This window comes from Winkia sp. UMB3158 (assembly GCF_030217145.1).
Taxonomy (GTDB): Bacteria; Actinomycetota; Actinomycetes; order Actinomycetales; family Actinomycetaceae; genus Winkia; species Winkia anitrata.
This window is the reverse complement of record NZ_JASONH010000004.1, coordinates 77,150-97,044: the sequence shown is the minus strand read 5'-3', so window position 1 is coordinate 97,044 and position 19,895 is coordinate 77,150. Positions and strand designations below refer to the sequence as shown.

At 55.1% G+C, this 19,895-nt stretch carries 19 protein-coding genes, 6 tRNA genes and 1 pseudogene; 7 read left to right on the top strand and 19 right to left on the bottom strand.

What is annotated here, in order from left to right; genetic code table 11:
• Window positions 1-3 precede the first annotated feature (3 nt).
• The 14 genes from QP400_RS05455 to QP400_RS05390 form a co-directional block, all read right to left on the bottom strand.
• On the bottom strand, window positions 4-399 hold the full coding sequence (locus QP400_RS05455; RefSeq protein ID WP_141740506.1) for a preprotein translocase subunit YajC: 396 nt from the start codon (window positions 397-399) through the stop codon (window positions 4-6).
• A 79-nt stretch (window positions 400-478) separates the two neighbouring features.
• A complete protein-coding gene (gene ruvB, locus QP400_RS05450) occupies window positions 479-1,504 on the bottom strand; it encodes a Holliday junction branch migration DNA helicase RuvB (protein WP_004805152.1) in 1,026 nt (341 codons plus the stop codon).
• The gene (ruvA, locus tag QP400_RS05445) at window positions 1,497-2,081 is read right to left on the bottom strand and encodes a Holliday junction branch migration protein RuvA (RefSeq protein ID WP_004805150.1); all 585 of its coding nucleotides are present in this window, start codon (window positions 2,079-2,081) and stop codon (window positions 1,497-1,499) included. Before ruvA ends, ruvB begins: the two co-directional genes overlap by 8 nt.
• A gap of 31 nt (window positions 2,082-2,112) precedes the next feature.
• Complete coding sequence (ruvC, locus tag QP400_RS05440; RefSeq protein WP_004805147.1) at window positions 2,113-2,751, bottom strand: crossover junction endodeoxyribonuclease RuvC; 639 nt, start codon at window positions 2,749-2,751, stop codon at window positions 2,113-2,115.
• 6 nt (window positions 2,752-2,757) lie between these two features.
• A complete protein-coding gene (locus QP400_RS05435; protein WP_004805145.1) occupies window positions 2,758-3,522 on the bottom strand; it encodes a YebC/PmpR family DNA-binding transcriptional regulator in 765 nt (254 codons plus the stop codon).
• 69 nt (window positions 3,523-3,591) lie between these two features.
• Entirely contained in the window at window positions 3,592-4,125 is a 534-nt protein-coding gene (locus QP400_RS05430) for an NUDIX hydrolase (protein WP_285462565.1), read from the bottom strand.
• Window positions 4,122-4,628: a hypothetical protein gene (locus QP400_RS05425; protein ID WP_004805141.1), complete on the bottom strand. Its 507-nt coding sequence runs from the start codon at window positions 4,626-4,628 to the stop codon at window positions 4,122-4,124. The genes QP400_RS05430 and QP400_RS05425 overlap by 4 nt, the downstream gene beginning before the upstream one ends.
• The gene (locus QP400_RS05420; protein ID WP_004805139.1) at window positions 4,628-5,728 is read right to left on the bottom strand and encodes a glycosyltransferase family 4 protein; all 1,101 of its coding nucleotides are present in this window, start codon (window positions 5,726-5,728) and stop codon (window positions 4,628-4,630) included. The genes QP400_RS05425 and QP400_RS05420 overlap by 1 nt, the downstream gene beginning before the upstream one ends.
• Window positions 5,725-6,636: an LpxL/LpxP family acyltransferase gene (locus QP400_RS05415; RefSeq protein WP_004805138.1), complete on the bottom strand. Its 912-nt coding sequence runs from the start codon at window positions 6,634-6,636 to the stop codon at window positions 5,725-5,727. Before QP400_RS05415 ends, QP400_RS05420 begins: the two co-directional genes overlap by 4 nt.
• Entirely contained in the window at window positions 6,633-7,247 is a 615-nt protein-coding gene (pgsA, locus tag QP400_RS05410; RefSeq protein WP_004805135.1) for a phosphatidylinositol phosphate synthase, read from the bottom strand. The genes QP400_RS05415 and pgsA overlap by 4 nt, the downstream gene beginning before the upstream one ends.
• On the bottom strand, window positions 7,248-7,799 hold the full coding sequence (locus QP400_RS05405) for an HIT family protein (protein ID WP_004805134.1): 552 nt from the start codon (window positions 7,797-7,799) through the stop codon (window positions 7,248-7,250).
• Complete coding sequence (thrS, locus tag QP400_RS05400; protein WP_004805131.1) at window positions 7,789-9,798, bottom strand: threonine--tRNA ligase; 2,010 nt, start codon at window positions 9,796-9,798, stop codon at window positions 7,789-7,791. Before thrS ends, QP400_RS05405 begins: the two co-directional genes overlap by 11 nt.
• 69 nt (window positions 9,799-9,867) lie before the next feature.
• Window positions 9,868-10,899: a lipid II:glycine glycyltransferase FemX gene (locus QP400_RS05395; RefSeq protein ID WP_285462564.1), complete on the bottom strand. Its 1,032-nt coding sequence runs from the start codon at window positions 10,897-10,899 to the stop codon at window positions 9,868-9,870.
• 47 nt (window positions 10,900-10,946) lie between these two features.
• Complete coding sequence (locus tag QP400_RS05390) at window positions 10,947-12,179, bottom strand: carboxylate--amine ligase (RefSeq protein WP_285462562.1); 1,233 nt, start codon at window positions 12,177-12,179, stop codon at window positions 10,947-10,949.
• A gap of 119 nt (window positions 12,180-12,298) precedes the next feature.
• Here QP400_RS05390 and QP400_RS05385 point away from each other — a divergent pair, with 119 nt between their 5' ends.
• From QP400_RS05385 to QP400_RS05355, 6 genes and pseudogenes are all read left to right on the top strand, one after another.
• On the top strand, window positions 12,299-13,078 hold the full coding sequence (locus tag QP400_RS05385) for a sensor histidine kinase (protein WP_285462560.1): 780 nt from the start codon (window positions 12,299-12,301) through the stop codon (window positions 13,076-13,078).
• Complete coding sequence (locus tag QP400_RS05380) at window positions 13,075-13,761, top strand: response regulator transcription factor (RefSeq protein ID WP_004805123.1); 687 nt, start codon at window positions 13,075-13,077, stop codon at window positions 13,759-13,761. The genes QP400_RS05385 and QP400_RS05380 overlap by 4 nt, the downstream gene beginning before the upstream one ends.
• Before the next feature lie 107 nt (window positions 13,762-13,868).
• Window positions 13,869-15,249, top strand: a pseudogene (locus QP400_RS10480) (MFS transporter).
• Window positions 15,250-15,291: 42 nt separating this feature from the next.
• The gene (locus tag QP400_RS05365) at window positions 15,292-16,260 is read left to right on the top strand and encodes an extracellular solute-binding protein (RefSeq protein WP_081499143.1); all 969 of its coding nucleotides are present in this window, start codon (window positions 15,292-15,294) and stop codon (window positions 16,258-16,260) included.
• Window positions 16,248-17,810 carry an ABC transporter permease family protein gene (locus QP400_RS05360; RefSeq protein WP_141740507.1) on the top strand — a complete coding sequence of 521 codons (1,563 nt, stop codon included), beginning with the start codon at window positions 16,248-16,250 and terminating at the stop codon, window positions 17,808-17,810. The genes QP400_RS05365 and QP400_RS05360 overlap by 13 nt, the downstream gene beginning before the upstream one ends.
• Window positions 17,811-17,824: 14 nt before the next feature.
• Window positions 17,825-18,877, top strand: coding sequence for an ABC transporter ATP-binding protein (locus QP400_RS05355; RefSeq protein WP_141740508.1), 1,053 nt, complete (start codon window positions 17,825-17,827; stop codon window positions 18,875-18,877).
• Between the two features lie 27 nt (window positions 18,878-18,904).
• Here the strand turns inward: QP400_RS05355 and QP400_RS05350 are convergent.
• The 5 genes from QP400_RS05350 to QP400_RS05330 form a co-directional block, all read right to left on the bottom strand.
• Window positions 18,905-18,976: transfer RNA gene (locus QP400_RS05350), tRNA-Val, on the bottom strand.
• Between the two features lies 1 nt (window position 18,977).
• A tRNA-Cys gene (locus QP400_RS05345) sits at window positions 18,978-19,048 on the bottom strand.
• Window positions 19,049-19,076: 28 nt separating this feature from the next.
• Window positions 19,077-19,149: transfer RNA gene (locus tag QP400_RS05340), tRNA-Gly, on the bottom strand.
• Between the two features lie 269 nt (window positions 19,150-19,418).
• A tRNA-Val gene (locus tag QP400_RS05335) sits at window positions 19,419-19,493 on the bottom strand.
• 1 nt (window position 19,494) lies between these two features.
• Window positions 19,495-19,567 (bottom strand) — tRNA-Gly (locus tag QP400_RS05330).
• Window positions 19,568-19,782: 215 nt separating this feature from the next.
• Here QP400_RS05330 and QP400_RS05325 point away from each other — a divergent pair.
• Window positions 19,783-19,854: transfer RNA gene (locus QP400_RS05325), tRNA-Val, on the top strand.
• The last annotated feature ends 41 nt before the right edge of the window (window positions 19,855-19,895 follow it).

The window sequence follows — 19,895 nt, the reverse complement described above, 5'->3', positions numbered from 1 at the left end:
AGGTTAGTCCTGCTTTTTGTCCTCATCTTCTGGATCCTCTACCGCACCGGTCTGAGCCTCGGCAGGGGAAGTTTCTGTTGTCTCGGAAGCGGCCGAAGAGCCTGCTTCGGTCTCGCCCTCGACGGGGGCGACTGCGAATGGCGGTTCCTCGGGGCCGATCACTGCACGCCTATTGAAGTACAGTTCGTCTCCACCAGGAGTCTCCAAAACCATTACGTTGCCGTCCTGATCGACGTAGCGTAGGTACAACCCTCCAATGGTGCGTACCCAGGTTCCCGGTTCCAGACTTGCCTGCATCTTTTCCTGCTGGGCCTGCTGCTTCTTACGGGCACGAGAGGACATAAAGAACATGACCCCTAGGAACAGGATCATGATCAACATCAGCATTAGTGGATCCACAAATACACTCCGTTTCTTTACTTAACAACGCTAGAAGTCTATGGGAGATTGCGCGAATGTAACAATTTGTATTGCAAACTCACACATCTAGCGTCCCTTCTTCAGTGGGTGGGCGAAGCCCAAGGTGCTCCCATGCTTTGGCAGTTGCCATGCGCCCTCGGGCGGTGCGGACCAAGAACCCTTCCCGTACTAGGTAAGGTTCGGCGACCGTTTCAATCGTTTCAGCTTCTTCGCCAACTGAAACCGCCAGCGTGGTAAGTCCTACCGGCCCACCAGCGAATCGCTGACAGAGCACCTCGAGCACCGACCGGTCCAGCCTGTCGAGACCTTGCGCGTCCACCTGGAAAAGCTCAAGTGCTGCCTTGGCAGCTCCTAGATCGAGGTCGGTACCGTGCACCTGGGAGTAGTCCACAATGCGGCGCAGTAGTCGGTTGGCAATACGTGGGGTGCCCCGAGAACGTGCGGCTAATTCCGCCGCGGCATCCACTTGTAGTTGCACGCCCAGCAACGCAGCAGAGCGCATCGCGACTTGCATGAGTTCTGCAGCGCTGTAGTACTCCAAGTGTCCTGTAAAACCGAAGCGATCGCGCAAAGGCGCAGGCAGTAAGCCAGCTCTTGTCGTTGCACCTACGACTGTAAATGGGGGCAGAGTAAGCGGAATCGAAGTCGCACCCGGCCCCTTGCCGACTACCACGTCGACGCGGAAATCTTCCATTGCCAGGTACAGCATTTCCTCGGCTGGTCTGGAAAGACGATGGATTTCGTCGATAAAGAGCACGTCGCCCTCTTGCAGCGCCGACAGAATCGCTGCCAGGTCCCCGGCATGTTGAATAGCAGGACCGGAGGTTAGTCGCAGCGAAGTACCCATCTCGTGGGCAATGATCATGGCAAGCGTAGTTTTCCCAAGGCCTGGAGGGCCCGAAAACAGTACGTGATCAGGGCTCATGCCTCTACCCCTAGAAGCATCTAGGACCAGTTGTAGCTGCTTGCGCACCGTTTCCTGGCCAACAAAGTCCTTTAGCGACTTTGGGCGGAGAGCTGCCTCTGCGGCGCGCTCAGTATCGCCCGCGGCAGGTTCTACGATTCGTCCTTCTCCTTCAGCCACGACGCCGCCCTAAGGTTTGTAGTGACAGTCGCAGCAAGGAAGAGGCGTCGTCAGCCTGAGACTCTACCTGGCTAACCGCCTCTTGCGCCGTGGCCTCATCCCAGCCTAATTGCGTCAGAGCTGCAACGACTTCTGCCCCCACTGCCGAGGACACACGGGAAAGGCCCTGCTGCGGTGCGGGGCCCAGCTTGTCGCCAATATCCAAAATCATTCGCTGGGCCGATTTCTTTCCGACGCCAGGAATGCGAGTCAGCATCTTCTCGTCTTGATTTGCAACTGCCGTGCGCAGTTCATCGACACTCATTACTCCCAACGCTCCGAGCGCCATCTTGGGGCCGATCCCCCGCACGGACTGCAGGATCTCAAATGCTCGCTGCTCTTCCTCTGCTACAAACCCGAACAGACTGAGCGAATCTTCCCGAACAACCAGGGAAGTGAATACGGTGGTTTCCTTACCGGTACGCAAGCTCAGCAAGGTACCGGGGGTGGCAAAGAAAGAAAACCCCACCCCGGACACTACGATTTGGGCTGAAGAGGCGCCGATGTGGCTAATCTTCCCAGTCAGTGAAGAAATCATCACCTACTCCTAATCGAACACACGTACGACACTAGCTTCGCCTGCTTCTGCGCTTTCTGGGATCTACCGCGCCGGTACGTCGGAAAGCCGCTTGTGCTTTTGCCCACTGTTCCTGCGCGGGGGTTAGCTTAGATCTTGCGGAGACCTTGCCCGACAGCGACACCGACACGGTCGAATCGTCGCTGCCACCAGCTAGCCCGGTCCCCCGCCACGACTGAGTGATTGCGATTGCCAGAGCGTCAGCGGCATCTGCAGGGCGGACCACCTTGTCCAGCCCCAAAATCCGTTTCACCATCTCTTGGACTTGAGCCTTACCCGCAATACCGGATCCGGTGACTGCCGACTTCACCTCTGACGGCGTGTGTATAGCAAGTGGCAAACCGGCCTCGGCCACCTGATACATGGCCACACCCATTACTTGCATGGTGGTTGTTACCGATTGCAAATTCTCTTGGGCGAATACCCGCTCGATGGCAACAATCTGCGGATCGAAAGTAGAAATAACACGGGCAATCTCGCGGCCTATAGTGCGGAGCCGGAAATGCTGGGCCAAACTGGCCTGAGTACGAGCAACCCCGACATACACCAGGGAGGCAGTCCGATCAGTTTTCGTATCTATTACGCCTAGACCGCACCTAGTGATGCCGGGGTCAATGCCCATAATTCGCAAGGAGGCTTATTCCTCTTCTGCCTCGGCAGCCTTGCGTACGTCTTCAGGCACGTTCATCGAAGTGAAGACGTTCTGAACATCGTCAGAGTCTTCAAGAGCATCGATCAAACGGGTCGTCTTCCGCAGCCCATCTAGGTCCACGTCGATCTGAGTGGAGGCTACCCACTCGGTTTCTGCGGAGTTGTAGTCAATGCCGGCTTCCTGCAATGCGGTGCGCACGTCGACGACCTGGGAAGGATCGGAGTCTACAACAAAGACCTCGCCCATGTCGGTCACTTCTTCTGCACCTGCATCCAGGACTGCCATGAGGACGGTATCTTCATCTACGCCATCGGCCTTGGGAACTTCCACGATGCCGCGTCGCGAGAAGAGGTAAGAGACCGAACCCGGGTCAGCCAGGTTGCCACCATTGCGGGTGAAAGCGACGCGAACGTCGGAAGCAGCCCTGTTCTTGTTGTCGGTGAGGCACTCAACCAGGAAGGCGACGCCATTGGGGCCGTAGCCCTCGTACATGATGGTTTCCCAATCCGCACCGCCGGCTTCTGCGCCGGAGCCGCGCTTTACCGCGCGATCGATGTTGTCGGCAGGGACCGAGTTCTTCTTCGCCTTTTGGATGGCATCGTAAAGGGTCGGGTTGCCGTTGGGGTCGCCACCACCGGTGCGGGCTGCAACTTCGATGTTCTTAATGAGTCGCGCAAACAGCTTGCCGCGCTTGGCATCAATCGCAGCCTTCTTGTGCTTGGTCGTAGCCCACTTAGAGTGTCCCGACATATGTACCCCTATCTAGATTTCGTATATTTTTCGCGGCCGGGGCCGCCTGGCACGGATCAATAATACAGGTTAGTTGCCTGATTCGTTTATTCCTATGTGTTGCACGTGTCCATCGTAGCCATGCTGCCACCGGTTGAGCAGGGAAAAGAGTTCCGCTGGGTATAGCGCCGCTCCATCTTTTTGTAGCTGGCGCAACTCGTTTTGATCAAACCACCTGTACCCATCTAGTACCTGTGTTTCTGACTGTGTCCATTTTCTATCTATGCGCTTTTCGCGCCCATCTAGATAAGCCACGAAGAAGGTTTCATGCTGTCTGGCCGAACCGCGAGCAAAGTCAAATATTGCTGGCCTGTAAATAGCCGGGCCCAGAAGTTGGGAGGCCGAAAGCTCAATACCCGTTTCTTCTGCCAACTCCCGACAGGCACCTTCCCGCGCCCCTTCGCCCTCTTGCAGGCCGCCACCGACCGTGAACCACCAATGACGCGATGGGTTGTCCTTGTCGTGTCCTTCAATAAGCAAGGTGTTTCCCTGCGCGTCAAACAGAATTACCCTAGCTGCATTCCGAAACGGGATTCCATCCGGGCCCATTGTCCAATCGCTCATTCGAGTCCCTCTCCAATGTTGATTGTCTCGGGAAGCGGAGCGCCCCCGGCAAGATGCAACAGACGAATGATCGCTCCGGAGCGAATCTGCCTGACTCGCACTACCGCCCCATTATGAATTTTCATGGCAATTTGAACGCTGGAATCAGCTGCCTGAAGTTCAGCGAATAGATTTTTCCCTAAAGTTTGCCTATCCGCTGTTGCAGTGATGACCTGCGAAAGGTTCGACTCCACTAAAGCGCGCTGGGAACTGCCCCGCCCTACCTGATTAGCGTGCAGCGCCTCCAAAGCTGCTCCCTCAAGCAGAATCGAGCTAGCCGGGTCTAGTATCCCTGCTCGCGCTATCCCCAGTGCACAAGCCGCCCTCTGTAACAGCGCCCGATCCAGATTATGCTGCATCTGGTCAATACGCTTGTGCAGTGAGTCGAGCTTTCTTGCTTGCAAGGTAGCAAATATGCCCGCACACACGAGCAGCACTACTGCCGCGATAAGAAGATATTTCACTATGCACCCGCCAAAACCGTACGGTACACAGCCTCGACCTTGTCAGTTACGCTCTGCCAGTCATATTGCAGGGCACGTTCCCTGCCCTTTCTAGATAGAGCCACCTGCAAATCGGGGCTTTCTGCCAAAAGGACCATCTTTTGAGCTAGATCTGTACCGTCGGCACACTTGAATGAGATCCCATATTCGTCATGTTGCAGAACTGCCATAAAAGCAACCAGATCCGAAGCAATCACGGGGGCTCCGGCAGCCATGGCTTCCACCAAGACTATTCCGAATGATTCGCCTCCGGTCTGCGGTGCAATATAAGCGGTCGCCGATGCTAGCAGCTGTGCCTTTTCGAGGTCGGACACGCCGCCAAGAAATTCCACTCCAGGTACATCATCAAGACCCAGATTCTTGGTGTTTGCCTGTCCTCTGCCAGCGATCAGGAAGCGGGCCTTTGGCAGCTGCTCAGAAACTAGCTTTATCGCCTGGGCAAATATGGGCAGTCCCTTGCGTTCTTCGTCTAAACGACCCAAGAACGCAAATGTTGGAGCTGAGCTAGTTCCTTGCCACTTAGTGACCGGATCTACCTGAAAATCGGCGACGGAAACGCCGTTAGGGATTACCACCGCGTCTCCGCCGAGATGATCTACCACCGTTCGCCTGGCTTCATCAGATACCGCTATTCGAGCCGCCAATTTATCCATAATCGACACCAGGATTGGCGAAGTTATTTTCAAGGCTAAAGAGCGCATCATATTTGAATGGAAGGTCCCCACTACAGGACACTTTGCATTTGCCAGTGCCAGGAGCGAGACAGAGGGGCTGGCTGGCTCATGCACGTGAATAAGATCGAACTTTCCCTGGTCTAACCATGCACGAACTCTCGCATTTGGGCGAGGTCCGAAGGCCAGCCTCGCCACCGACCCGTTGTAAGGAATCGCGATCGAGGGGCCAGTCGAAGTGAACCCTTCGAATCCGGGATCTTTGGTTGCAGGTCCCAACACTTCAACGTCATGTCCCCGCTCGCGCAACACTTGCGCGATGTCTCGGATATGGACCTGTACTCCCCCAGAAACATCAAAACTATAGGGGCAAACAATACCTATCTTCACGAGTGTTGTTCCATCTGTGCGTGCTTTTTCCGTGACCGCTCTAGACGCTCAGGATCGAGATCCCGCACAAAGACCGGCTGACACATGTGCCACGACTTCACCCAGGGCCGCATCATGGTCTCGAATTCTTGTACCCACACTGCTGTGACCTGCTCAACCGTGCCTGCCGTATCGAGTGGCCCCCGAACTATCATCTCTACCCCATTTTTAGTTCCGGCTGCTTTAGCTCGAGCCCCGTTTAGTGATATGTCCCTAGCTGCCGCCATGTACAGAGGCGCCCCTAATTTCTTCGCTAGTGCTGCGGGACCGGCTGCTACGAGCGCCTTAGCACCAAATAGGTCGACCTCTATCCCAGCGCCGGTAATGTCCCTGTCAGCAAGCAGGGCGATGATGCCCGCCCCTTCCTTACCTTGTCGTAGCAGTTCCCTGAATACGGGGTTTCCTTTCTTGGCAGGGATAATCTTCATATTGTTTCGAGCGCGCAGCTCAGTGAAAGTGTCGAAGAGTGCCTTCGGGGCAACTTCTTCGGCAACGGTAGTAAGACCAGCCAAGTTCTGGGCTGCCCACGCCCCCACCAAATCCCAATTCGCAGTGTGGCCTAGTGCTACGCAAACTGGACCAGCCGCTAGGTCTCTATACAGTTGCGCAGGTATCTTGGCATCTACAGCCGCATCAATCCGCAGCCGCGAAGGGCTTGCGAAGTTTCCCAGGTCCGCAAAGTACCGGTAGTAGCTGGCTAGCGCCCCCACGACGTCCTCTTCACCTGCCTGGGCGAGGTTAGTTTGGAGTTGCCTGGCGCCGGGATACCGCGCTGCGACCGCAATCCGACTAGCGCCATAGGCCGCCCAGTATCGGAAAGCCGATGGCACTTTAGCTGCAATTTTCAGAGCTACCGGGTAGGGATTCATCCAAGCTGCTCTTTCACAGTGGCCAGTCTTTGCATAACAGTCACAAATCCGGCTACTGCGACGAGGGCGAGTGCAGCAGTAATAAACCAAGTAGAGGCACCGATACTAGTTAGGAGTGCGCCGATTCCGACGGTAACTAGCCGGTCGGTACGTTCGGCAATTCCCACAGTGGCGTTAGCACCTAGCGATTCTGCTTTAGCCCTGGCATAAGGCACCGCCGCAGCCATGACGGTAGCGCAAATGCCCAGCGCGATAGTGATGATCTGGTGAGCCCCGGCAGGCAAATGCAAAGCCGCCCATAGAGTCAATGACCCAAATACTGCCCCGTCACTAATGCGATCGAGCGTCGAATCCAAAAAAGAGCCGAACTGCGACTGCTTCTTAGTTAGCCGTGCCAAGATTCCATCAAGAGAATCACAGAACATGACTATGACCAGAACAATTACGCCGGCAAGCAGATGGCCCGTAGGTATAAGGGAACACGCGGCGGCCACTGTCACTACGGTTCCTGCAGCAGTAACCGCATTGGGACTAATTTTCCACTTCGCCAAAACCTTGGCTAACGGGGTAAAAATAGCCTTAGTTACACTCCGCCCGTGAATCCCTAGCACCTATTCCTCCCAAGCCTTTGCTATCAGTTCGCGTTCCTCGCCAAGTAGCTGTGGCACGGCCTTTACCTGGGCCACAATCGGGAAGAAATTCGCGTCTCCGGACCACCTAGGAACAACGTGCTGGTGCAGGTGTGCCGCAATTCCGGCTCCTGCTACTGCGCCCTGGTTCATACCCAAGTTGAAGCCGTGTGGCGAAGCTACCTGCTGTAGCACTTGCATTGCCTTTGCAGTAAGTTCGCCGAACTCGACTCGCACCTCGGGAGCGATATCCGGGTAGAGAGACACGTGCTCGTACGGGCACACCAAGAGGTGGCCAGCGTTGTACGGGAACAGATTCATCAATACGAAGCAGTGCTTACCGCGGTGGACGATCAGCCCGTCTTCGTCTGTCTTATCTGGCGCTGCGCAAAACGGGCACTCATCCTTAGAGCCGTCCTTCGGCTTTGACTCTCCGGAGATGTATGCCTGGCGATGCGGGGTCCACAGACGCTGAAAAGCATCCGGAACCCCCGCGTACGCCCGCGAATCCTGAGTTGGAATCTCAGATGTCATTGCGACGGCTCCTAATGGCCTCGACAATCTGAGCCACGGCCTCATCTACAGGAATGCCGTTTTCCTGCTTTCCGCCACGGTAACGGAACGAAACTGCTCCCGCCTCCGCATCTTCACCACCGGCAATCAGGATGTATGGGACACGTTCCTTAGCAGCAGTGCGAATCTTCTTGCCGAAACGGTCGGAAGAAAGATCGACTTCCACCCTGACTCCCTGGCTACGCAGCTTTTCGGCCACCTCGTTTACGTAGTCGAAGAAAGCCTCGGCAACAGGAACCAGGCGTACCTGCACAGGGGCGAGCCACGGAGGGAAGGCGCCGGCGTAGTGTTCTACGAGCACGCCGATGAAGCGTTCCACTGAGCCCAGCTTGGCGGAGTGGATCATTACGGGCCGCTTTCGAGTGCCGTCCTCGGCAGTGTATTCGAGGTCGAAGCGCTCCGGCTGATTGAAGTCGTACTGAACGGTCGACATCTGCCAGGTACGCCCGATAGCGTCCTTTACCTGCACCGACACCTTAGGACCATAGAATGCTGCTCCACCCGGATCCGGAACTAGATCCAGACCAGTTGCTTCGCATGCCTCGGTCAGAATTCTGGTTGCGTTGTCCCAATCTTCATCAGAGCCGATGAACTTGTCCTTATGAGCCCCGTCGTCGCGAGTAGACAGCTCCAGGTAGAAATCGGTGAGGCCGAAATCGCGAAGAATTCCTAGGAAGAAATTCAGCTGCATCTGAATCTCTTCTTTAGCCTGCTCCGGAGTGCAGTAGGTGTGCGAGTCGTCCTGCGTGAATCCGCGCATGCGAGTGAGGCCGTGTACAACGCCCGACTTCTCGTAGCGATAATCGTGTCCGAGTTCGTAGAAGCGAAGAGGTAGTTCGCGGTAAGACCTGCCAGAGGACCTGTAGATCAGGTTGTGCATCGGGCAGTTCATTGCCTTCAGGTAGTACTCCTGGCCCGCCTTGGTCACGTTCCCCTGTTCGTCGACTTCCTCGTCCACCTTCATGGGCGGGAACATTGTGTCGGCGTAGTAGGGCAGGTGTCCGGAAGTGTGGAAGAGTCCGCCCTTAGAAATTTCAGGCGTGTGCACCATCTGGAAGCCGGCTTCAATGTGCTTGCGGGTCACAAAATCTTCGATTTCGTGACGCAAGATGCCGCCCTTGGGGTGGAAAACAACTAAGCCGGGGCCGATCTCTTCTGGGAAAGAGTACAGGTCCAGCTCAGTACCCAGCTTGCGATGGTCGCGCTTCGCGGCCTCTTCAATGCGGGTTTGGTATGCCTTTAGATCTTCCTTTGAGGCCCACGCAGTTCCATAAACACGCTGCAGGTGATCATTCGCCTGGTCACCGCGCCAGTACGCAGCAGAAGATTTGGTGAGCGCAAAGCCGTTGCCCAAGTACTTCGTCGACGGCACATGCGGGCCGCGGCACAGATCCTTCCATGCCACTTCCCCATTCCTGCGCACGTTGTCGTATATGGTCAGTTCGTTGCCACCCACCTCGACTGAAGCGCCTTCGGGACCGTTGCCTCCCTTGAGCCCGATCAGCTCCAGCTTGTACGGCTGATCTGAAAGCTCTTCGCGAGCCTCATCTTCAGAGACCACGCGGCGGACGAAGGACTGATTCTCCTTCACGATCTTTTGCATTGCCTTCTGCAACTTCTTTAGATCATCCGGGGTAAGTGGGTCGATGTTGCCGAAGTCGTAGTAGAACCCGTCCGTTACTGGCGGGCCAATACCCAGGTTTACCTGTGGGTTGGCCTGCTGCATTGCCTGGGCTAGGACGTGCGTGGCGCTATGACGCAAAATCGCAAGTCCCTCTTCGGTAGCAGTGGTAATTGGCTCTATTTCATCCCCATCAGCGATAGTCGCAGCCAGATCCACCGTTTTTCCGTTGCGCCTCATGGCGACGATAGTTCGATCCTTGCCCCACAGGGTCAGGCCGGTGCTTTCGGCTTCGAGTTCCTGGGCTTTGCCATCTATAGTGCATTGGACGCTCGCCACTGCATCTCCATTCTTAGGGGTTACTTCGGTAATGATTCTACCGTCTTCAAAACACGGTAAGGGACAGGTCTATTTCTTGGCTATTTTCTGCAACGCGCCGCTTAGCACCCGCTTGGATACAAGGGCGTGTTTTAGGGCTAGGTATACCGGCTTGTTGACCGGTACATCCCATGCCCAAGGCAGTTCGGTGCGGTGGTGTGCCCACCGCTTCTTGTACTGGCCCACTCCATATAGTTCGGGGCAGCGCGAGGAGTCTGTTCCCATAAGATCGAAAGTCTTTACGCCTTCAGCTGCGAGCGTCTGACAGGTTCGCAGGTCCAGTAGGTCTGCCCCCAGCACGTCGTGAGCTTCAGGCAACGATGCACCGTAGTAGGCCCACGAGTGTTTCCCGTTGACCACTACCAGATCCCAGCACACGGGTTTGTCGTCGATAAAGACAGCGAACAGACGCGCATGTTCGGGGCCAAGAATCGACAGCATATCCGTGTATACCTTCATCGGATGAGGACGGAAGCCGTCCCGCTGCGCCGTGATCTGCATAATCTTGTAGTACTTGGCGAACTCTTGCTCGCTAAGGCCGGTCACCTCGCGGAATTGCACGTCGTCTCGGCCCTCAATCCGCTTATTTACCCGGCGAATTGCGCGCCGGCCTTCCGTGGGAAGTGCGTCCACGATTCCCTGTGCAGTCCCCGAGGACAGATCGACAAGGACGGTCTTGTCATAGGGCAAATACTGCAACACGCGGTGGGTGTCCTCAGCCTCGTAGGTGGCGTGCAGACGCACGAAGATAACCTTCTTGTCCCGTTTCTTCACCTCAACCAAAAGGAGTTCGCGCAGCTCTGCCTCATCAGCTGGGGAGGGAGATTTAAACCATACCGGGCCATTTTTGGCCCATAAATATTTGAAGCCGCGCACCGAGTACTCGGTAAGCACAATGACGGCTTTCGTTTTTTTGCCAGATTTTAATGCAAATCGGCCCCATACTTTGCGCCCCAACTTTTGGTTGTAGGTTCCCCACACTTCAGTTTGTTCTATGGGGTACCGATCAATTCCCGAGGCGAGTTGTTTCAGTTCGGAATCCGAAATTTGAACGAGCTCCACAAAATACCTTCCGCTGTGATCTTGTCTTGTTAAGCCTAGCTGCCGTGTCAGTACGAGGTATCCGTGGCTTTGGGATAGTACTTGGCAAATTTCCGGTACTGATTTAGTCGTTGCCCGTGCAGCAACAAGCTACGGGACAATGAAGGTTCTGCCTTTGACAACGTGGGATCTACAATCTTCCGTTCCCAAAGTAGCCGCCACAACCTGGCACGCACCTTCTTGTCCGATACATAGTGCAACAGCAGCGGGAAGGGAACTAACGAGTAAAGAACTTCGTTCTTCAGAGTGCGTGGCTTTAACTGTTTGCCTTCTACCAAGTCATAGACCATCGGCTCCAATGCATTCAGTCCGCCTGCGGCCATGTAGTAGGAATTCCTGCCGATCCGGGGATTGATCTCGAAGAATAGGGAGCGTCCGTCGCGTGGATCAATTTTCACGTCGAAGTTAGCAAAGCCGCGATAGCCAGTGTGCTTCAGGAATTTCTTGGCATCCTCCCATGGCTTCGGGAACTGCTCTGTGATCATGGCGACGGGATTGCCAATCATGGTTGGCAGGTGATCTTCCAGCAGTACTCTGGCCGACCCCAACAGCGTTACTTCTCCGTGGGAGTCTACATATGCAGTGATGGACCGCATCTGGGTGTTGTCACCGGGAATTAGCTCTTGCACTACGAACGTAGAGCGATAGCCGGCGCTGGCGAGTTTTTTCCACAGATCATCCAGTTCTGCCTGGGAGTCAACGAAGTAGATCTTCTTCTTGCCAACAAAAGATACCTCGTCGTAATCTGCGCCCACAGCTGTCTTGGCCACTACCGGGAACCGCAGTTTGGTAGGGGGAACAGTGAAAGAATCCGCCGCTGCACCAGAAAAATCAACAACCTCGGTTTCAGGGGTATCGATGCCCAGCTCGTCACAGATTCCTGCAAAAGCGACCTTGTCGGAGACTTTGTCGATGACGTCTACGTCAGGGAACGGGATAACCCACCGCTCCCCCAGCTCTGCGCGAGACTTTGAGATGAGGCGCGCGTGCCCATCGGTGTTGGCCATGATCACCAACTTGCCAGCTGGCACTGAAGCTTCTACCTCTTTTAGGGCCGCAATCACGTCCTTAGCACGCCCCGATTTCAGAGGGCGAACCTCGCAGTAAGCAGATTTGCTGATGGCACCGATGGCCCCTCCAGTCAAACAGATGGAAGTCTTGGCAAAAGCTTCATAGAACTGACGCGCTAGCGCATAAATGCCAATGTCTCCGCCAATTAGCACAGGGGTGAAGTCAACCATTTCTTCCTCAACTCGTCGGATTCTTTCGCCTTACCACCTTACAAGCAAACCATCGCCCCGGCAGATTGCCCCGCCGAAGCTATTTTCTTCAGTTTTCTTGCTGATATAAGCTAAAAGGCATGGTTTGGGGACTGGCGCTTGCGATTGTGCTTTTGCTGATAGGCCTTCCCTTTGCCTATCTTCGAGGGCGAAAGAATGCCAGCAAAGGCGAGGCAAGCCAGTCGGCGCCGCTGGCACAGGTGAGTACTTTCGCAGTTCTAACCCACGAAATTCGCACGCCTCTTTCGCTAATCAGTGGCGCCGCGGAACTCCTGCGCAATGAGTACGCTGGGACGCTGTCTGACCAGCAGGCAGACCTGGTACGCACCATTAGCGACAACGCGAGCAGATCGATTGGCCTAGCCGAGTCGTTTCTAACACTGGAGAAGGTACGGGCAGAGAATTTTTCGCCCGTGTTTGAACAGGTGGATTTGCGCGAACTTATCCGAACTAGCGCCCGCGAGCTGCGGGCAATAAATGACAATCCGGTTCTTCTGACAGACACCCCTGAGCCCATGTGGTTGCAGGCTAATAAGGCACTTCTTAGGGCAGTAATTTGGAATTTGCTGAACAACGCCCTGCGACACGCTTCGGGAACTAATCCTATTGAGGTGTCTTCACACGCTCATGCCAACATGGCTTATATAGAGGTGACAGATTTTGGCAACGGCATTGACGGAGCTGGACGAAAGAATCTTTTTGTCCCATTTGCGGGCCCGATGAAATCGCATGGCACGTACGGTTTGGGACTGGCTATCGTGGCCCAAATAGCGAAGGTGCACCACGGGAGGGTTAGGGTTGATTCCACCCCGGGTGGCGGCACGCTTTTCCAAGTTGAACTGCCTAGGAGGCAGAAGTGAAACCTCTAGCTTTAGTGGTTGATGACGAGGTGCAGATGACCGCTATAGTCTCATTCGCACTGCAAACCGAGGGTATCGAATCCATTGTCGCCCACTCGGGGACCGCTGCCTGGAAGCTCTTTACAGAACGCGACTTCGACCTGGTGGTACTCGACTTGATGCTGCCGGACATCACCGGTACTACTCTTGCCAAGCGGATCCGAACCACCTCCACGGTCCCGCTTATTATGCTCACTGCCCTCTCCGAGGTGGACCAGCGAATAGAAGGTTTTGAGGCCGGAGCTGACGACTACTTGCCCAAGCCCTTCTCTCCTAGAGAGTTGGCGCTTCGAGCCCGCGCTCTACTAAAACGTATGGGCCCATCGAGCGAGAGGATAGATCGAATTGAACGGGATAAATTCGTATTGTTTCCAGGACGGGGGCAGGCATTCTACGCGAACTCAAATCTTGGTCTGACCGAGACGGAGTTTGCTATGCTCACTGCGTTGATAGAGGCTGACGGCGCCACCTTATCGGTGCGCGAGCTGCTAAACCTGGTATGGGAGACGACCTCTGTTCAAGGAGGGCGGAACATGGTGAAGACTACGATTTACAGGCTTCGCAAGAAACTCGCTACAGCCGGCGCGCCACCAGAATCCATCAAGGCCATTCGCGGAAGGGGCTATTCCTTCCACCCGAAGTAACAGCCCTGTTACCAACTGTTACCAGGGGACGGTACTTTGTGCCTATGCCTGTATCAGGCTTGTAGTAGAAGAAACAAACCTACTATTTGCACAAAGGAGTGCCGTAAATGGCAACATCTCTCCCCCACTGGTTGCAGGCTCCTGCCAGCGCGCCACGGCTTAGCGATGACGAGGTCGCCCGCAAGTACCCGCGGCTTCGCCTCCAGGTCTTTATAGGCATCTTCATCGGATACGCGGGCTTCTACCTGATCAGGAACAATATCTCTTCGATCGCGCCGCTCCTAATGGACGAAACCGGGATCGACAAGATAGGAGTAGGCATAATCGCGAATGCGGTACTTCTTGCTTACGGCCTCTCTAAATTCTTTTCGGCGATGCTTTCCGATCGCTCTAATGCACGCTATTTCTTGGTAATTGGGCTGGCTCTCTCGGCAATCACCAACCTACTTATTGCATTCATTCCGTGGCTGACCGCTTCTGTAGGCATCTTCGCAACCGTCATGTTCTTCAATGGCTGGTTCCAAGGAATGGGATGGCCTCCCTGCGGGCGTGTCCTGGTTCACTGGTTCTCGACTAATGAGCGCGGCTGGAAAACCTCCATCTGGAATACCGCGCACAACGTTGGCGGTGCAGGACTACCCATCGCAGTGGGCGCAGCCCTGTCTTGGACTGCGAATGACTGGCGTTCGGCTTTCTGGTTCCCAGCAGCGATAGCGCTCGTAGTTGCCGCCATTGGCTTCCTATCTTATCCGCGACACTCCAGAATCGTTGGGGCTCTCCCCGATCGAGGAATACCGCAACGATCCCGCCAAAGTCGAGGTCGATGATTCTGAAGGCATGTCTGCTAAAGAGATGATTTTCAAGCACATTCTGACCAATCACACGATCGTCATGTTGGCCGTAGCAAACGTCTTCGTATACGCACTGCGTTATGGCGTGTTGAATTGGATCACCGTTTATCTGCATGAGAAGCATGGAGCGGAGATCGGCTCTGGGCTATTCGGCATCGGCGCCTATGAGATAGCAGGCATCCTCGGCACTCTAGTCTGTGGTTGGATGTCGGACAAGGTCTTCAAGGGTTACCGCTCTGGCGCCGGCATATTCTTTACCGTCGCGACCGCAATCGCCATCTTGGGCTACTGGCTTGCCCCTATCGGCACCCCTATGCCCATTCTGATTGGTTTGGTCGCTCTGATCGGCGGTCTTATCTACGGTCCAGTTATGCTGATCGGCCTGCAGGCAATTGACCTGTCGCCAAAGAATGTCGCTGGTACCGCAGCCGGATTCACCGGACTATTCGGTTATCTGCTAGGAGCAACCCTTGCCTCCACCGGCGTTGGCCTAATCGTGCATAACTTCGGCTGGAACGTGACCTTCGGCGTTTTCGTAGTATTTGCGGTCTTGACCGTTGTCATCTTTGCCATCGTTGGTCGTGACGAGAAGGCCATCATGGCAGGACGCGCGGAAAAGCTCGCCTCCCAGAAGTAAGTGGAATAGTCTAGGTGGGCGCCGCCCACCTAGACTATTCTTATGCGAAAGCAATTAGGACTCTTGCTGGCAGTCGCACTTGTGGCTGCCAGTATTTGTTCATGCAGCACAACGCCGCAACTGCGGCTGCTCTGTTCAAACGACGAACAGGTTTGTGCCGCCTGGGCCAGGGCATATTCCGAAAGCAGAAATATTTCGGTTCATTTCCTAAGACTGCCCACCTCTATGGCATTGTCCAGGCTGCAGTCCCGGAAAACTGATCCGGAATTCGACTTGTGGGTTGGCGGCCCTTCAGAAAACTACGAGCTCGCAGCTGCTAAAGGCCTACTGCAAGAAAGCATGCCAGCCTCGGCAAAACAGGTAAGTAGACACTTTCAATCACCCCAGCACAAATGGTTTGGGGTTTACGGATCGCTCCTTGCCGTTTGCACTGCACCTGATTCTAGGCTCGCCCTCTCCTCTTGGGCAGACCTAGCAAACCCAAAATATACAGGAAGAATTTCTGCTTCTTCTCCACTTAGCTCCGGTACTGCCTACTCTCTAATTCAAGTTGCCGAAAAAAGTCAGAAGAATCCGAAGAGGACGCTTGAGGGCATCTACAACAACGTAGGCAGATTCACCAATTCGGGGACCGCTCCCGCCTCTGTCGTGTCCAGTGGACAGGCAGATATCGCCATCTCGTTCGTCCCCTATTGCGTGGCAAATGGTCTCTCAGTGCACTACCCCAAGGACGGAACCACTTTCGAGATAGGCGCTGCCGGGGTCTTGAAAGGAGCCCCCCACCCAAAGCAAGCAGAGGACTTTTTGGACTGGCTGCTGGCAAAGCCCGGCCAGCAGATACTTCAGCGGGGCAAAGTGACTCAGTCACCGACCAACCGCACTTTTGCTAATTCCCTCGATAAGGAATTAGCAGACAAGCCCGTACATGTGTTCCCAATCCACGTAGCCGAGGCGGCGAAAGGGCGCAAGAACTGGTTGAAGTGGTTCCGGGCAAAGGGATGGCAGCGATGAAAAAGACGGCAGCAGCACTTGAGTGGGCCCTTCTTTGGGCCACTTTCGCCCTCCTGGTGCTTCTGCCCGGTTGGGCGCTAGTACAGGCAGCAGGGCAGCCGGCAGATCTCAGCGCGATTATCCTTCCACTAGCGAGCTCGGTTGCCTTCGCTTTCCTATGCTCGATAGTTGCTCTGCTATTGGGCACTCTAGCCGCAGCTGCCGTCCGCTTTCTTCCCGCTAAACTCTGGCCATTGACAGACTTGCTAGCAGCAAGCGGCGTGGCATTTCCCCCATTTATTCACGCCGAGGCATACCAGTGGTTAGGTGATATCTTCTTCAGTCGCTCCCAACTGTGGCACTCCAACGTAGTAATTATGATTGCTGGCGCCTGCTACGTGAGTGCCTATCTGCCGCTCACCTATTTTGCGATGCGTATATCACTGGCCAAAGTTTCTCCTTCCGTTGTGGACAATTTGCGCGCCGTGGGCATCTCAGACTTAGCGATCTGTTATCACTGCGCCGCAAAACCGGCATTAGCCTGTTTACCTCCCGCGGCGCTACTCACGTTTGTGCTAACTATCTCTGATCCCCTGGTTCCCGCCCTCTTACCCCTACCCATTCCAAACGCCGCCTACTCAATTTGGCTAGCCGTAGGATCGGGAGTTTCGCTGCATCAAGCGGCCCTGCTCGCACTCATCCTGGCCGCTTTATCGATCTGTCTAGCTATTGGAGTAGGACTGTTCTACTACGCCAAGGGATTGGTTTTCCTTAGGCAGGCGCTTCTTTCTGAATCACTTCCTGCCCGCCCTATCACCCTAATACACTCTAAAACTGCCAAGATATTTACAGCCCTCGCCCTCGTCATTTTGGTAGGCAACTCCCTTGCAAGCTTCATCATCGGCGGCGGCGCCAGCCCAGCAGGTGGCCTAGATGTTCGCGCGATCGCCACTACGGTAGTGCTTGCTGGAGTAGGCCTAGCCGTGGCGGGATTCATCGCACTCCTTGCATTCTTTCTAGGCAGGCGGCGTAGGTCTGTGAGAGTCTTAGATTTCCTTTTCCTTATCTTATTAGGTACCCCGGGAGCCACGCTGGGCACAGCGCTATCCCTCGCATACATGTCCTCTACTCCTCTGTTCAGTGCAGTGGCTGGTACCGACTCCGACTGGTTTGTGACCGTGATGGCCTATGTAACCTCGCTAAGCCCGTTCCTCTACTTCGCTATTCGCGCATTCGCAGCATCAATAGACCGCACCAGCATTGATCTGTTACGGGTAATGGGATATTCGCGCACTAGAGCGTTCACGATTTCTTACTTGCCACAACTACGAACCCTCGCATTCTTAGCAGTAGTGATCTCCTTAGCGATGGCCGCCACCGCCTCCGCACCCCTCATGTGGGTTACTTCCCCCGACGTGCCTCTGGTGGTGCCCCTATTATTTCGGCTACTTGACCATGGTCGGGTGGCAGACGCCTTCATCCTTACCTTTGCGATGGCGATACTGTTATTCCTGCTGGCTGCTGCGCTTTACCCGGTGCTACGCTACCGCTCTGTTAGGAGGTTACCGTGAGGCAAGGCTTACAAGTGGACCACCTAAGCGTAACCAGTGGTGATAAGACCCTGGTTGCCGACCTCTGTTTTGACGTCTCCCCTTCTGAAATGGTCGTATTGGTCGGCCCCTCCGGCGCTGGCAAATCAAGCCTTCTGAGAGCTCTGTGCGGCCTCGCAAAGGCCGCAGCGGGAACAATCTACGTCAACGGCACCGACGTGACCTCGCTCAGCCCCCAAAAGAGGCAGATGGGTCTACTCCTGTCGGACCCGGGTTTACTTCCGCACCTAACAGTTGCTGAAAATATTGCCTTGCCAGCTCCAAAAGCAACAGAGCGCGTTGAAACTAGCCTTGCCACCCTTGGCCTAACTAGCCTGCGCGAGCGGCATCCAGACTCTCTTTCAGCGGGTGAGAAACAGAAAGTAGCATTGGCGCGGCTCCTGGTGGCTCGACCGCAAATCTTGCTTTTTGATGAACCACTCGCCCACATGGACACCGTCTCCGCAGCCAGGATGCGCACAGAAATCCTCCGGGTACATCGACACCTGGGGGCTGCAAGCATTTTCGTTACCCACTCAGCTGTAGAGGCGATGCAAATGGGCGATCGCATCATCTACTTAGAGGGCGGAAGTATTCTGCAAGATGATTTGCCAGAGGAAGTATTTGAAAGCCCGAACACCCTGGAAATTGCCAAGCACCTGGGGGCTAAAGTGCTCCTGTACGCCACCGTGCACATGTGCCCAAGTGGCGGAGACTTACTAGCGTCTACAGCCGTACTAGGCCAACGCGTGCAGGTACCTGCCCACCCTGCGCTCACAGATGGCAGAGCTGTCCTAGTAGGACATCCGAATTGCATCACCCTTACCCCCGCTAGGGCGCAACGAGTTCACATAAAGGAAGAAGTCGGCCAGATTATCTCTACTTCTTACCTTGGCGGCGCTTATCTTTGCGAAGTGGAAACCGAGCAGGGGCGCATCTCGGTTGAAGTTCCCGCAGACGGGCCGGTTCCAGCCCCCGCCGATGCAGTCAGGATGAAGATAAATGCGGACCTGATGTGGGCATTACCGGTAGCCAACCATAGAGATTAAACAAAAAAACCGGCCGAAGCCGGATAGTGGGCGATACTGGGATCGAACCAGTGACCTCTTCCGTGTCGAGGAAGCGCGCTACCGCTGCGCCAATCGCCCGAGGTGGGTACCGGATTCGAACCGGTGTTTACGGCTTTGCAGGCCGCTGCCTATCCTCTCGGCCAACCCACCGGAGAAGGATCCCTATTCGGTCTCCTAGAGCGGATGACGGGACTCGAACCCGCGACCCTCACCTTGGCAAGGTGATGCTCTACCAACTGAGCCACATCCGCAATGTGTCGTGCCGCTTGGCACGCATGAAAGTTTACGCAATTTTTGGCTCAGGTGCAAAAATCTGAGTGTGGCATTGCTCATGCTCGCACCCAAACCCCATTTCACCTGCCCTTTACCGGCCGTTTTCAAGCGATTCATCCCCGACGCCAAGGAAGAGGCCTTAGATGGGCAGCTCACAACATAAGCACAAGGGATGCCAAGAAGAAAGTAGAGCGCTTTTGCAGACTTACGGGAGGGCGTAAAAAAACCCGGCCTACGCCGGGTTTGGTGGTGGGCGATACTGGGATCGAACCAGTGACCTCTTCCGTGTCGAGGAAGCGCGCTACCGCTGCGCCAATCGCCCGAGCGGATGACGGGACTCGAACCCGCGACCCTCACCTTGGCAAGGTGATGCTCTACCAACTGAGCCACATCCGCGTGCCATCCTGAGAACCTTTCGGCTCAACAGGTGCGAGAAGAACATTAGCATGGGACGGCGCTGAAAATAAAATCAGATTGGACGTGAGTCCGAACACGTTTGCCAATTTTTCCTGTAATTACAACGGAAAACTCCACTAAGAGCCCACTCCTTTCAAATATCGGCCGCAGCGATTTTGATGCCCAGCATTTTTTTGCTAAAGTTTCTCTTCGCCGGGCCATTGGCGCAGTGGTAGCGCGCTTCCTTCACACGGAAGAGGTCACTGGTTCGAACCCAGTATGGCCCACAATGAACCTCCCTTAGACGGGAGGTTTTCTTGTTTAACTT

What these genes read in the sequence shown, in the direction of transcription:
- ruvA (WP_004805150.1), bottom strand. Translation starts at nt 2,081, where the DNA reads ATGATTTCTTCACTGACTGGGAAGATTAGCCACATCGGCGCCTCTTCA.
- QP400_RS05435 (WP_004805145.1), bottom strand. Translation starts at nt 3,522, where the DNA reads ATGTCGGGACACTCTAAGTGGGCTACGACCAAGCACAAGAAGGCTGCG.
- QP400_RS05430 (WP_285462565.1), bottom strand. Translation starts at nt 4,125, where the DNA reads ATGAGCGATTGGACAATGGGCCCGGATGGAATCCCGTTTCGGAATGCA.
- QP400_RS05415 (WP_004805138.1), bottom strand. Translation starts at nt 6,636, where the DNA reads ATGAATCCCTACCCGGTAGCTCTGAAAATTGCAGCTAAAGTGCCATCG.
- QP400_RS05405 (WP_004805134.1), bottom strand. Translation starts at nt 7,799, where the DNA reads ATGACATCTGAGATTCCAACTCAGGATTCGCGGGCGTACGCGGGGGTT.
- QP400_RS05390 (WP_285462562.1), bottom strand. Translation starts at nt 12,179, where the DNA reads ATGGTTGACTTCACCCCTGTGCTAATTGGCGGAGACATTGGCATTTAT.
- QP400_RS05385 (WP_285462560.1), top strand. Translation starts at nt 12,299, where the DNA reads ATGGTTTGGGGACTGGCGCTTGCGATTGTGCTTTTGCTGATAGGCCTT.
- QP400_RS05365 (WP_081499143.1), top strand. Translation starts at nt 15,292, where the DNA reads ATGCGAAAGCAATTAGGACTCTTGCTGGCAGTCGCACTTGTGGCTGCC.
- QP400_RS05360 (WP_141740507.1), top strand. Translation starts at nt 16,248, where the DNA reads ATGGCAGCGATGAAAAAGACGGCAGCAGCACTTGAGTGGGCCCTTCTT.